Annotated in this window: 9 protein-coding genes; all 9 read right to left on the bottom strand. The window is 37.9% G+C overall.

Features of this window, described 5'->3' with window-relative positions; translation table 11 throughout:
- Positions 1–23: 23 nt before the first annotated feature.
- A complete protein-coding gene (locus ACEN3Z_RS01545; RefSeq protein ID WP_407089304.1) occupies positions 24–1,190 on the bottom strand; it encodes a M20/M25/M40 family metallo-hydrolase in 1,167 nt (388 codons plus the stop codon).
- A 10-nt stretch (positions 1,191–1,200) separates the two neighbouring features.
- Complete coding sequence (locus ACEN3Z_RS01540; protein WP_407089303.1) at positions 1,201–2,811, bottom strand: peptide ABC transporter substrate-binding protein; 1,611 nt, start codon at positions 2,809–2,811, stop codon at positions 1,201–1,203.
- A 307-nt stretch (positions 2,812–3,118) separates the two neighbouring features.
- A complete protein-coding gene (locus tag ACEN3Z_RS01535) occupies positions 3,119–4,453 on the bottom strand; it encodes a GntP family permease (RefSeq protein WP_407089302.1) in 1,335 nt (444 codons plus the stop codon).
- Positions 4,454–4,574: 121 nt separating this feature from the next.
- Complete coding sequence (locus ACEN3Z_RS01530; RefSeq protein WP_407089301.1) at positions 4,575–6,086, bottom strand: class I adenylate-forming enzyme family protein; 1,512 nt, start codon at positions 6,084–6,086, stop codon at positions 4,575–4,577.
- A gap of 36 nt (positions 6,087–6,122) precedes the next feature.
- Complete coding sequence (locus ACEN3Z_RS01525; protein ID WP_407089300.1) at positions 6,123–8,171, bottom strand: 3-hydroxyacyl-CoA dehydrogenase NAD-binding domain-containing protein; 2,049 nt, start codon at positions 8,169–8,171, stop codon at positions 6,123–6,125.
- Between the two features lie 42 nt (positions 8,172–8,213).
- The gene (locus ACEN3Z_RS01520; protein WP_407089299.1) at positions 8,214–9,461 is read right to left on the bottom strand and encodes a thiolase family protein; all 1,248 of its coding nucleotides are present in this window, start codon (positions 9,459–9,461) and stop codon (positions 8,214–8,216) included.
- 97 nt (positions 9,462–9,558) lie between these two features.
- Entirely contained in the window at positions 9,559–10,776 is a 1,218-nt protein-coding gene (locus ACEN3Z_RS01515) for an acyl-CoA dehydrogenase family protein (RefSeq protein ID WP_407089298.1), read from the bottom strand.
- Positions 10,777–10,821: 45 nt separating this feature from the next.
- Positions 10,822–12,402 carry an acyl CoA:acetate/3-ketoacid CoA transferase gene (locus tag ACEN3Z_RS01510; RefSeq protein ID WP_407089297.1) on the bottom strand — a complete coding sequence of 527 codons (1,581 nt, stop codon included), beginning with the start codon at positions 12,400–12,402 and terminating at the stop codon, positions 10,822–10,824.
- A 64-nt stretch (positions 12,403–12,466) separates the two neighbouring features.
- Entirely contained in the window at positions 12,467–13,324 is an 858-nt protein-coding gene (locus tag ACEN3Z_RS01505) for a 3-hydroxyacyl-CoA dehydrogenase family protein (RefSeq protein WP_407089296.1), read from the bottom strand.
- Positions 13,325–13,427 lie beyond the last annotated feature (103 nt).

Raw genomic sequence — 13,427 nt, 5'->3', positions numbered from 1 at the left:
GTCTTGGCTCCCAACAGCTCTTATTAATATGCAATAATACCGCTGACTGCTAATACTGCTTTACTTACCAATGATTCTAAATCAGCTTTTTCATCCAACGTATGCGCGCCAGACCCAATAATCCCCATACTACATAAGGTCGGCACTCCAGCTACAACCCCAAGTGATGCATCACTCACGCCTTCACTTTTATTTTTTATTAAATCTCCATAACCACAATCAGATCCAATTCTTATAAAATGATCTGCAAATTGTGCGACTGCCGGTGTAAATTCCATCGCGTCTAGATAAGATTCTATCTCGTAACGTGCAGTTGTGTCTTGAATGTGTGAATTACCGACTGCTTCTTCAAGGTCTCTGATTATTTCATCTTTGGTTGTTTGATTAGAAAAACGCGCAGCGATATTGGCTTTAGCGTGAGCGGGAATTGTATTGGTACTCACGCCGCCTTCAATCAGCCCGCAGTTAATCAGTTTGCCGCGCTGGATATCAGTTTTAGATTCCAACTCAATTATTTTATAGGCTAATTCAACGATAGCACTTCGTCCGGTAGCAGCACCGCCCCCTGAGTGGGCACCGATCCCCTCCACTTCTATCGTGACCATCGCTCCACCTTTTCGACTTACTCCGATATGTTCGCGCTCTGTAGCGGGTTCAAAATTCAACATCATGCTTGCACCAGTCAACTCTTCTAACATGACCTCACGCGTATTTGAATTGCGGTGCAATGTTTCCTCGTCTCCTATAAACAACATCTTGATTGGATGTTTCTTATAACCTAGATGAATTAATGCTTTCAATGTATAAAGGGCAATTACTAATCCACCTTTCATATCCGCAATGCCAGCACCTTTAGCAAAGCGGTCGTCCACCATTCGAAAACCATGCTCACTTAAAACCCCTGGTTGAAATACCGTATCCATGTGTCCACTTAATACAATTGGTGCGTCGTTTTCAACATCTTCAGGTGTATAAATACTGACAATCGTACTACCAGCATACTCCATCTCAACCGTGCGAGACACTAGCCCAAGTTGATCAAATTCTTGCTTAAAAATTTCTATAATGGCGTCAACACCTTCAGGTTGATCCGGCCCACTTTCAATATTAACGAGTTGTTTAAGCAGCGACACCATCTCTTCATGCTGCGCTGTCAAATAGTCTGTAATTTGTTTGTATAGTGTTTTCATTGAACTGCTCCTATTCTACATAAACATCTTTAAGCTGAATCACACCAATCGTATCCATCTCCATATTATGTACGTTACCTCCAACGACAAATGCATTTGTATAAAAATACAAAGGAACAATAGGCATGGCATCAACAAAAAGCGCTTCTGCTTCTAATAATAAGTCTTCTCGTTTTTCTAAATCGGTTTCTACTCTTGCTTTTTCGACTAGTTGTTGATAATTCTCATCTTCCCAGCCGGTATGATTACGTCCATTGTTTGTCGAATAATATTGCTCTAAAAATGATGCGATATCAGAATATTCATAACCTTCTCCGCGTCGACCTAATTGGTAATTCAATTCACTCATATTAGATAAATGAACTTGAAATTCTGTCGTCTCTATCTCAACGTTGATACCTAACTCTTCTTTCCATCCAGCTTGAACAAATTGTGCGACCGCTGAATGTTCTTCGCTGACATTGGTTGACATCGAAAGTTGTAATTCACTTGGTTCACTTAAACCTAACTCTTCTAATCCTTTTTCTAGATGATTACGCGCTTGATCATAGTCAGCATCCTCAATATATGCTACATCTTGAGTCGCGTTTGTTGCGGTCGGCCCAACAATTCGCAATGCTGCTGTTTGATTTGCTTTTGTCACATTAGCAATTAGCCCTTGTCGGTCCACGGCCAAGGCGAGCGCTTTTCGAATATTAACATTCGATAAATGAGGGTCATTTGTATTCATTGCATAATTATAAAAAGCTGCCATATCTGACATGTTTAAATCACCTGATTCTTTATGTATATCAATCATCTCAGGTGAAATCGTATGGAAAGGCATCCCTAAGTAATCTAAGTCACCGTTTAAATACATCGTATTAGCCGTCGCCATAGATTCCACGACTTGAACATATACCTTATCAAGTCGAACCGTATCACTGTCCCAGTAATTTGGATTCTTCTCAATCGTGTAATCACTTTGATGATTCCATTCACTTAGCATGAAAGGTCCATTATTGATAAATAATTCGCCAGCATTTTGAGCCCACTCTGGATGCTGGGATACAATCTGTTCTGGAATCGGGTATAGCTCAGGTAATCTACCCGTAAGCTCTAAAAACTGTGGCATTGGTTCAGTTAATGTCACTTCCAGCGTTAGGTTATCCACTGCCACGACTTGAACCTCTTCAACTGCCCCTTCACCTTGATGATAAGCTTCTGCTCCTTCGATGATATAAAGTTCACCTGCACCAGGTGAGGCAACCTCGGGATTCAAAACCCTTTTCCATCCATATTCAAAGTCACTAGCAGTTAAAGGTGTCCCATCACTCCAGTTGGATTCTCTCAGATGAAACGTATAAGTTAATTGGTCTTGACTGACATCCCAACTCTGAGCAACACCTTGTTCTACATCCCCTTCGATTGTCGGACGTGTCAGCCCATCAAAGATATTCGCAATTAATGCGACTGAATTTTTATCCGTTGCTAATCCCGGATCAACTACGGGTTCATTCGCTGTTGCTAAGTTCAATATCTGTTCCGATTCTGTTGCAGTCGTCTCCGTCGAAGTAGCAACCGAGAAAACAAGACCAATGAGCACTAATAGACTCACTCCATAAGCAATTTTACGTTTCATCTTTCCACCCTCTATTATTATTATTCAATTCCAAAGAAAAACCCGCCTAGAAAAAAATCTAAGCGGGTTCTCTAAAATAGATAATAATAGACTATTATTCTATAAACTCGCATAGATTTTTAAATCTATGCGAGCATGACGAATCAAGCTTCACACAGATGAAGTTGTACTCCACCAGAAGCTTACTGTAAATGGATTCAATTGTAATTGTGTTAAAGAATTCATTTGGATTCGTCCTTTCGTTGGTTATTGTTGATTATAATATACCACATTTATTTTAATTAACAAGATATATACTCATTTGATTTTAATATAATAACGCCGATACAATCAATACAGCAATCAGTGCAAGTAAATGTCCACCGTTTATAATAATAAATTGGTGTTTAAATCCGCGTCTAATTGATAAACCTGTTAAGTTATTGAACGTAATTGTTACACCAGATTGTGGTACTGCCGTTAATGTCGCTGATGCTATAACAGCAACTCGGTGAATAAGTTCAGGACTGATTCCCATTTCTAAGTAATTAGGCGCAAAACTTTCCATTACAATACCTAACGCACCAGAAGATGATCCCGTTATACCTGCGAGTAATGATGATGCGACAGCTAAGCCGATAATAGGATTACCGGGTATAGCCATAATCATATCTTGGATAATAGCAAATCCTGAGGCACTCGTTAATACGGAACCGAAAGCCACCGAACTCGATGTAGAGAAGGCTGGCATAACTGATCCGGCCGCACCATTACTAAGCACAGTGTTTTGAGATTCAATGTACTTATTATATAACACTGCACTTAAGATAATAGCTACTGTTAATGCAATTAAGATAATATGTGGTACTTTACTAAAGATTAATATAATCGCAATTAAACTAATAATTGGCGTTAAACTCAACATAACACTTGGTAAATTACCTTCATTCACTTCAGCTTCTTCAGGCAAATCAGCTTGCTTACTATCGCCTAAGTAACTGTAAAATGTTTCGTTTTTTCGAATGCTTTTATTTAGCTCAAATTTCATATAACCAAGTCCAAACAAAATCATCACGATAGTTGCTACGATACTCAAGAGAGGAGCAGATGTTAATGTTGTTCCTAAAGCAGTCGTAGGGACGGCGTTTTGAACAGATGGTGCTCCAGGTAACATTGACATAGTAAATGTCGCCATACCGAAGAATAATGGAATCGGGAATAGTTCCCAGTTAATATCCATTCGTTTGAATATCGGTCTAGCTAATGGTACAAGCGCGAACATCACCACATACAAACTAATTCCACCATAGGTTAATATAGCAGCAATCAATGATAGCGCTACCATTACTGCGTATTTATTTTTAAGCCCAACTTTGCTTAAAATAAAATTAGCAATGGAGATCGTTGCATTACTCTTCTCCATATACTGGGCTAATATCGCCCCCAACAAGAAGATAGCAAAGTTATTAATTAAGAAGCCAGCTAACCCAGCCATATAAGATTGTTCTGGTCCTATTAGACTAGCAAAAATATCCATCCGATTCGTTAAAATAACGATTAATGTGGCAAGTGGAGCCGCAATAACAATATGTAAACCTCTAACAGCCATCACAATAATAGCTATAATTGCAACTACAATACCTAAAATTCCTAGGGTTTCCATCAGAAACCTCCTTATTTAGTTTTCAAAACAAGCAGGGATTGAAGAGTCATATCTATATCAACCCCTATTTGTTCTAATTAAAATTAAACGCATCATGTTACCTTCGTATTCTATGAATTACTTAAACTTTCTGTCCTTCAACTGCTTCTAGAATCATCTTAGTAATTTTAGGTTTGTCGATTTTACCAACTGAATTTCTCGGAAATTCATTGAATTCTAAGTAAAACTTTGGAACCTTATGTACTGCTAATCGAGTCTTGCAATACTCTGCTAGGATCATTGCTGCATCTACACTCGGTTCATTGAGTATGACAGCTGCAGCTACAGATTCTCCCCATTTTTTATTAGGATATCCTACAACTATGACATCATGAATCAGTTGATGTCGAATCACGACCTCTTCTACTTCAGATGGGTAGACATTTTCCCCACCAGTAATTATCATTTCTTTCTTACGACCAACAATAGAATAGTTACCTTCTCCATCCACTTTCGCAAAGTCACCGGTTCTAACATAATTATTAAAAAATGCCTCTTTGGTAGCTTCTTCATTATTCCAATAACCACTGAACGTATGATTCCCTGCAATAAGTAACTCACCAATTTCACCCGGAGCTACCTCTTCATTTGATTCATCAACGAGTAAAATATCACTAAACATAATGGGTTTTCCAACAGATCCTCTTCTTGTAGAAGCTTCTGCTGGTGCTATCCAAAAATTATTTGGTCCAGCTTCTGTTAAACCATATGAATCAATCAAAGGTAAATCGGCATTATTAAAAGCATCATAGACATCACTTGACATCGGTGCGCCTCCAGATACAAATAAATCAACTGATGTCATCTCAGAGATATCTATTTCTTGTGTATTCATTAAATCATAGTACATTGTTGGAACCATGAAAATTTTCGTTGGTTGATATTCTTTCACTAACTCAAAAGTGAGTGTTGCTTCAAATGTCGGCTGAATAATAAGCTCACCTCCAGCCATTAACAGCGGTGTAACCAAGCTAAATAATCCGGCTGTATGGAACATAGGCGAGATTGTTATCGTTCGATCATCTTTCGTTATTCCCCAACTTGGTAAAGAATTCAATGCATTGCTAATCATAGCTCGGTGACTAATCATAGCCCCTTTTGGCTGCCCTGTTGAACCACTTGTATAGATAATAACTGCTGGATCTTCTTGTTGAACTGGATAATTTCTGAATTCTGTTGTCTTATCATTATTTACGATAATGTCATATTTAACACTATCCACGTCAATCAATCTAAAGTGTTCCGTTTGATAATAAAATGGATATCTAAAGTCTGACTCATATGCAACGATTACTGGTTGATTATTATTCAGTATAGACATTAATTCATTTTCTTTTAATCGCCAATTTATAGGCGTAAATATCGCACCTATTTTAGTACAAGCAAAGAGAAAATCTAGATGACTTATACTGTTTTGAGCAATGAGAACTACCCGATCACCGTATCCTACATCTTGTTGCCTTAAATACGTAGCTAAGTTAACCGCTCTTTGATTTAACTGTTCATAACTCCATTTTCTATTAAGTTTCGGATCCACAACAGCATTGCGGTTTGGTGTTAAATTTGCTCTTCCAGCTAACCAATCAATTTTCATTGCAACGAATCCTCCTTATTTTATTTTTTATACATTTTATTTAAACTTGCTGAAATCTGCACGTTTTCCAGCAATCGTTGCTTTTAAGCCTACTAAAGCTTCTTCAGATTTAAATATGTCAGATAAGCGTGATAATTCATAATCGATACCATCATCAATAGATAAATTCGTTTGCTTATCAATAATAAGTTTAATCTCTTTAACTGAGTTTGGTCCTTTAAAACCAACAGTTTTTGCCGTCTTTTGTGCAAACTCTTCAGATACACCATCAGCAGCTTCACCTGCTAATGTTTTTTCAATATTTTCATCCGAAAAGGCTGTTAGTATTTCTTGGTAATCTGTAGGTATTTCACGATCAGCGTACTTATCAAATTGTCCTGCTTCAACTAAATCGCTAATCGCTTGGTTGATTTCAGCTGGCTTCACTAAACTAGATACAATTCCTAATTCATGAGCTTGCTGAGCTGAAATGCCGCGTCCTGTTAATACATAGTATTTTGTTAATTCTTTACCTAAGTGTTTGTTGAAACGTAACATTCCACCGTAACCTGGGTAAATTCCTAAGCCACTTTCTGGGAAGCCGAATGATCCTTTATCAGTTGCAATAATCGCTTGAGTAGATAAAGCTAATTCAGATCCACCACCAAGTGATAGGCCATCTAATACTGCGATCGTTAATTTATCTGACGTTTCGAAGCGTCTGAATAAATCATGTCCTCTTGCAGTGAAGCTTACAATGTCATCTACTTTGTCGTTTTGTGCGCCATCTAAGAAGAATTTCAAGTCAGCTCCTGCAACGAATGCTTTACCTGCTCCTTTGAAGACAATCGCTTTAACAGAATCATCTGCTTCAGCTTTGTTAAATGTTTCTTCCAGTTGTGCAACCACTGTTGGATTTAAAGCGTTCATCGCTTCTGGACGGTTAATTGTAATTGTCGCAATGCCATCTCTTACTGCTAAATCAATGTAGTTAAAGTCAAATGGTTCACCTGATTCAGCTTGTTTACTTAAGATTGATGCAACTGGGAAACCAGGTCTAGAATCACTGATTTCTTTCACCATTTCATATGTTTCTTTCACACCATATTGGTTAGCTAATTTGAAAGGTCCAATCTTCCATCTTAAACCTACCATCGCTCCACGGTCAGTATCTTCAATTGAAGCAACGCCTTCATCAACGAGAGCAGTTGCAGCACCGATGGATACACCTAAAAGACGTCTAGAAATTGTTTCGAATTTCGACTCATCGACGTCACCATCTTCGACATCCCAAAGTTCTTTAGAGTTTACTTGATCTTCTAAAGTTTTTGGTGGTGCATAGAATTCACTAATTTCAGCAGCTAAAGTATTTGCTGAGTGATACGCAATTGGGATACCTGACGCATTCATTAATGTGAATGGTCCCATGCCAATCTTAAACGTTTGCTCTGCAGCTTTATCAATCGTTGCTTTATTTGCAACACCTTCTTCATAGATGCGTACACTTTCTGTTAACCATGGTACGAAGAATCTGTTAACAGCGAAACCTGGTGAGTCTTTAACTGTAATGGCTGTTTTATTATGTAAATCAGCGAAACGATTGGCAATCGCAACAGTTTCTTCACTTGTTCCTTCATGTGAGATAATCTCTAATAAGCGGTTCTTAGCTGGATGGAAGAAGTAGTGCATTCCGATAAAGCGATCTGGACGGTTAGTCACTTTTGCTAAGTCACGAATATAGAAACTTGATGTATTCGAACTTAGAATTGCTTCTTCTTTTAAGATGCCATCTAATTTTTGAAGTACTTCTGTCTTCACACCCATATCTTCAAAGACTGCTTCAACAACGAAGTCGATATCTTTTAAATCATTATAGTCAGTTGTTAATGTAATTAAATCTAATGTTTCTTTCACGTAGGCTTCAGTGAAGACGCCGCGATCAACACCTTCATTTAACATGTCTTTAATTTTTTGTAGTCCATTTTCAACTTGCTCTTGTGTCACATCTACTAATGTCACTGGAATACCTTCTTGAGCAATCTTTTGGGCAACTCCTGATCCCATTGTTCCTGCTCCGATAATCGCAGCTGTAAATTGTTCACTCATTCTTTCACTCCTCAAATTTAAATCAAATGATCTTTTCTAAAATTATTTATTGTAGTTTCCGTTCTCTAATAATAGTGCGATACCTTGTCCTCCACCGATACAAGCTGATGCAATCGCATAGCGAGCGTCTGGCCGGTTCTTGAATTCATATAATAATGACGTAATAATACGTGCACCTGACATTCCTAATGGGTGTCCTAAAGCAACTGCACCACCGTGTGGGTTAAAGTTGTTTTTGTAGAAATCAGAATCTTCTTCAATACCTAATTCAATTAAACATCCGATTGTTTGAGCAGCAAATGCTTCGTTAATTTCTAAGATATCAATGTCTTCTTTTAAGTCTAAGCCTTGACGTTCAAGTAATTGGTTAATAGCGTAAACTGGACCAAGTCCCATATATTCAGGTTCGCAACCAGCAATTTGATAGTCTACAACTTTTGCCATAACTTCTAAGCCTTTTTCTTCAGCTACAGATTTAGTTGTAAAGATTTCGAAAGCCGCTCCATCGTTTAATCCTGAAGCATTACCAGCTGTTACAACGCCATCTTTTTCAAAAGCTGGTCTTAGCTTAGCTAAGCTTTCCATACTTGTACCTGGACGAGGGTGACCATCTGTTTCTACAGTTGTAACTTTCCCACGACGACCTGGTACATCAACTGGAACGATTTCCTGAGCGAAGCGCCCATCTTCTAAAGCTTTAGCTGCTTTACGTTGAGACTCAACGGCGAATTCATCTGAACGTTCACGTGTAATTGAATACTTACGCGCTACGTTCTCAGCAGTGTTACCCATATGCCCAACTCCAGAATCTTTACCAGATGCAGAACGGTGTCCTTCTAAGTTAGCATCAATAAGAGTTTGATCTCCCATTTTAAATCCATCGTACCGAACTGATTCTGGTAAGTAGAATGGAGCTCGAGATAAAGATTCTGCTCCTCCAGCGGCAATCATCGTTTTGTTCGATAATAATAATTCTTGTACTGCAGAAACGGCAGATTGAATACCTGATCCACAAATTCGATTAATTGTCATCCCTGTCATGGCTTTAGATAAGCCGGCGTTGATTCCGATAATATTCCCCAAGTTATTCGTTGTTTGTGACCCTGTAACGTGTCCAACAATAACCTCTTGAATATCCTCTTTAGCTACATTAGCACGCTTAATTGCTTCTTCTAATGCGATAACTCCTAAGTCTTCAACTGGAACTGTTTTTAAGTCTCCTAAATACGCTCCTACAGGTGTACGCGCTGCTCCAACGATTACAATTTCTTCTTGTTTTTGCTTTAACATGTTTTTCTCCCTTTCCTAGTACAATGATTCGATTATTTTTTAAGAAAAGCCTTGTATAACGAACATATACAAGGCTTTAAATGTCAGTCTTAATGGCTTAAATAAATGCCCCGATACCTGTGTAGTAACGTCCAATGATTAATGAATTCACTTCATGTGTTCCTTCATATGTATACATACCTTCAATATCAGCGAAGAATCTTGGAATATCATATTTAAGTAATAAGCCATTTCCTCCAGCAACTTCTCTAGCTAATGCTGCTGTTTCTCTTGCTCTTAATCCATTATGTAACTTAGCCATTGATGACGCTTCTTCTTTATAGATACCTTCTTCTTGTTGCTCAGCTAAACGGTAAGCAAAGGCTAATGTCGCTTGTGCGTTCATTGCCATACGAGCTAATTTCTCTTGAATTAATTGGAAACTAGCAATTGGTTTTCCAAATTGTTCACGTTCACGTGTATATTTTAATGCAGCTTCAAATGCTCCTGCTGTTGCTCCAGCTAGTAACCATGCTACGTCTGAGCGTGTATTACGAAGGATTTTAGCAACGTCTTTCCATGAGTTAACCTTTTGAGCACGTTGAGACTCAGGTACTTTTACATCTTTCATAATAATCTCCGCATTTGGCATCGAACGGAAAAATGCTTTCTCTGGTGTAACAAAGGTCTCTACTCCTTCTGTTTCTCGTGGAATATAGAACATTTTAACTTGACCATCTTCAGTATCACGTGCAAATATTGCTAACATATCAGCAATTGATGCGCCTCCAACCCACTTTTTGTGACCGTTTAGTGTCCACGTATCACCGTCACGTGTTGCAGTTGTTGCCATTCCTCCAGCTACGTCTGATCCGTGATCTGGCTCTGTCATACATAATGCTCCCCAGTTATCAAAAGAGCGGACACCTGGCATTAATTCTGCTACCTGTTCTTCACTACCACCTAAACGAACACATTCATGGTATAATCCACCATTTTGTGTATAGAACGTTCCTAAAACTGGGTCAGTTTTTGCAATGGTATACGAACGGAATCCACGGAATAATTGAGAAATATAACCATCTTCGCGGCCTTCTAATAGACGAGGATCGTCCATTAAATTTAAGTCTAAAATTTTCTGTACTTCTTCTAATGGGAACGTCGCATCATGCCAATGCTTTGCTAATACAGGGTGTAAGTCATTTTTTAATACTTCTTCTAATTCAGCTAAAACTTCTTTTTCACCCTCTGTTAATTTTGATGAATAGTTATATAAATCTGAATAGAAAAACTTTTCTTCTTGAAAATCTTTATCTGCTCTTGACTCTTTAACCATTTATAAGTCCTCCTAATGTTTTGTGCTTTGTATCTTGAATATGTATTATGCCTTCAAACTATTTTCTTTAATAATGTCTTTTAAACCGCCCCAATTTTCTTGGAAAATATCTGGGTTCATTTCTTTTAAGTCTTCTGAAATTAAAGGTTCAAATTCCATGTAATCTAAAATGTCTTTCTGAACATCTACACCTGGTGCGTATTCAATTAATCTGATTCTTCCATCATGCAAATCAAAAACTGCTCGCTCTGTTACATATAGAAGTTTTTGTCCATTTTCAGTAGCGTACTTACCTGAGAAACTGACTTGCTCAACCTTATTAACAAATTTCGGTCCTTTACCTTGATCAGTAATAACTAATTTTCCGTCTTCAATGTGAGCTTTTCCACCAATTGTAAAGGATCCAACGAAAACTAAGTGATGCGTATTTTGCGAAATGTTAATGAAACCACCTGGGCCAGGTACTTTAGGTCCAAATTTTGTTACGTTATTATTTCCTTCTGCATCAATCTCACCAATACCTAAAACTGATAAATCCAGACCGTTACCATCATAGAAATCAAACTGGTTTGCCATTGGTATTGATGCTTCAGCGTTGCGTGCACCTCCGAAGTCTAAGCCACTATTTGGCTTACCACCCCATAATCCCATCTCTAACGTTACTGTATATTGATCAGCTACACCTTCTTCATTTGCAACAGATGCAACCATATCTGGTGTTCCAATACCAAGGTTAATTAATGAATCTGGAGATAATTCCATTGCAGCACGACGTCCGATAATCTTACGTGTCGTTAACGGTAATGGTTTCTCAGTTCCTAATGGTACTTTTACATCGTTTGAGAACTCTGGATTAAAATACGTACCCATTGTTTGGTAGTGATATTCTGGTTCAGATTCAACGATATAATCAATTAAACCACCTGGAACAAGAATTTCTTTAGCATGAAGTTGACCATTTTCAACGACTTTTTTAACTTGAGCAATAACTATACCGCCCTTGTTTTTAGTCGCCATAGCTAACTCAAGTTGCTCTAATTTACATGTCTCGTCTTGTACGTTTAAGTTCCCGTTCTCATCAGCGTATGTACCACGGATGAATGCAACGTCAATATCGAAATCTGGATATTTTAGCCACTCTTCTCCATCGAATTCAACTAATCGAACTAGCTCTTCAGTCGTCTTTGGTGTTGATTTAGCACCTTCTAAACGCGGATCCACGAATGTCTTTAATCCAACTTTTGTTAAGAAGGGTTTCCCACCAGCGATTGATCTATATAATTGAGTGAATACTCCTTGAGGGAATAAGTATGCTTCAAGTTTATTGTCTACAATTGCTTTTACTGTGTTTGGAGATGATCCAACATGTCCTGCAATGATACGTTTTAATAAACCATCTGCTAATAGGTGGTCTGCACCTCTTCCAGGTGTATTATTACCAATTCCACATGACCACATGAATGTAATGTCTTTTGGATGTTGTTCCTTTTCGTAACGTTCTTTCACTCCGACTAATAATTGTTCTGGTAATCCTCCTAGCCCAAAAGTCGCAGTAGCCAGTAAGTCGCCGTCATTCACTAATTCTGCGGCCTCTAAATAAGAAATCACTTTATTTTTTTTCACCATTTAGATTCTCCTTTTAATGTTTTTATTCTTTTAAACACTCAATCTGAATTCACTTCAATTTAAATTAGTCGTAATCGTAGAATCCTTTACCTGATTTCTTACCGTTACGTCCTGCTCGCATCATATTCTTCATTAATAAAGGCGGAGCCCAACGGTTATCCGCAAACTCTTTTTGGAAGTACTCCATTACAAAGTATCCGATATCTACACCAGCATAATCTTGTAATTCAAAAGCACCCATTGGATGGTTTAATCCGTAAAGCATTGCTTTATCGATATCTTCTTTCGATGCAATACCTTCTTCTAGGACTTTAATGGCTTCGATAAATTGTGGTATCATAATACGGTTAACGATGAATCCTGGCACATCTTTTTTCACTTCTACAACTTCTTTTTTCGCGCTTTCCGCTACTTGACGCAATGTATCAATTGTTTCGTCAGAAGTCTCTAACCCACGGATGACTTCAACTAACTTCATGATTTGTGCTGGGTTAAAGAAGTGCATTCCTGCTACACGTGATGGATTTTTTACAACAGATGCAATCTCAGTGATAGACATTGATGATGTATTTGTTGCTAAGACAACATCTTCACGTACAATTTCATCTAACTCTTTAAATACTTGTTGTTTAATATCCATATCTTCAATGACTACTTCGATCACTAAATCAACATCTTTCATATCTTGTAGAGAAGTTGTCGCTGTAATTCGATCTAGAACCTCTTGTTTACCTTCTTCTGTTAACTTCCCACGTTTAATACTGTTATCCATGAATTTGTTAATTCTATCTAAACCACTTTGTACGTATTCTTCTTTAATATCTCTTAAAATAACTTTATATCCATTCGTAGCCATTACATTCGCAATACCTGCTCCCATTGCTCCTGCTCCAACCACTCCAATTGTTTTAATATTTGCCATTTTACTTCCGCCTTTCATATCGGTTATCTTATTTATACTCATATAATACCTTTAACTGAAAGCGGTATCATTGTAGGTTATGCGGAAAAAAATTTTGATTTTT

The organism is Ruoffia sp. FAM 26254, from assembly GCF_045528545.1.
Taxonomy (GTDB): Bacteria; Bacillota; Bacilli; order Lactobacillales; family Aerococcaceae; genus Ruoffia; species Ruoffia halotolerans.
The sequence above is the reverse complement of the archived record's forward strand: the minus strand, read 5'-3'. Positions and strand labels throughout refer to the sequence as shown.

What these genes read in the sequence shown, in the direction of transcription:
- ACEN3Z_RS01545 (WP_407089304.1), bottom strand. Translation starts at nt 1,190, where the DNA reads ATGAAAACACTATACAAACAAATTACAGACTATTTGACAGCGCAGCAT.
- ACEN3Z_RS01540 (WP_407089303.1), bottom strand. Translation starts at nt 2,811, where the DNA reads ATGAAACGTAAAATTGCTTATGGAGTGAGTCTATTAGTGCTCATTGGT.
- ACEN3Z_RS01535 (WP_407089302.1), bottom strand. Translation starts at nt 4,453, where the DNA reads ATGGAAACCCTAGGAATTTTAGGTATTGTAGTTGCAATTATAGCTATT.
- ACEN3Z_RS01530 (WP_407089301.1), bottom strand. Translation starts at nt 6,086, where the DNA reads ATGAAAATTGATTGGTTAGCTGGAAGAGCAAATTTAACACCAAACCGC.
- ACEN3Z_RS01525 (WP_407089300.1), bottom strand. Translation starts at nt 8,171, where the DNA reads ATGAGTGAACAATTTACAGCTGCGATTATCGGAGCAGGAACAATGGGA.
- ACEN3Z_RS01520 (WP_407089299.1), bottom strand. Translation starts at nt 9,461, where the DNA reads ATGTTAAAGCAAAAACAAGAAGAAATTGTAATCGTTGGAGCAGCGCGT.
- ACEN3Z_RS01515 (WP_407089298.1), bottom strand. Translation starts at nt 10,776, where the DNA reads ATGGTTAAAGAGTCAAGAGCAGATAAAGATTTTCAAGAAGAAAAGTTT.
- ACEN3Z_RS01510 (WP_407089297.1), bottom strand. Translation starts at nt 12,402, where the DNA reads ATGGTGAAAAAAAATAAAGTGATTTCTTATTTAGAGGCCGCAGAATTA.
- ACEN3Z_RS01505 (WP_407089296.1), bottom strand. Translation starts at nt 13,324, where the DNA reads ATGGCAAATATTAAAACAATTGGAGTGGTTGGAGCAGGAGCAATGGGA.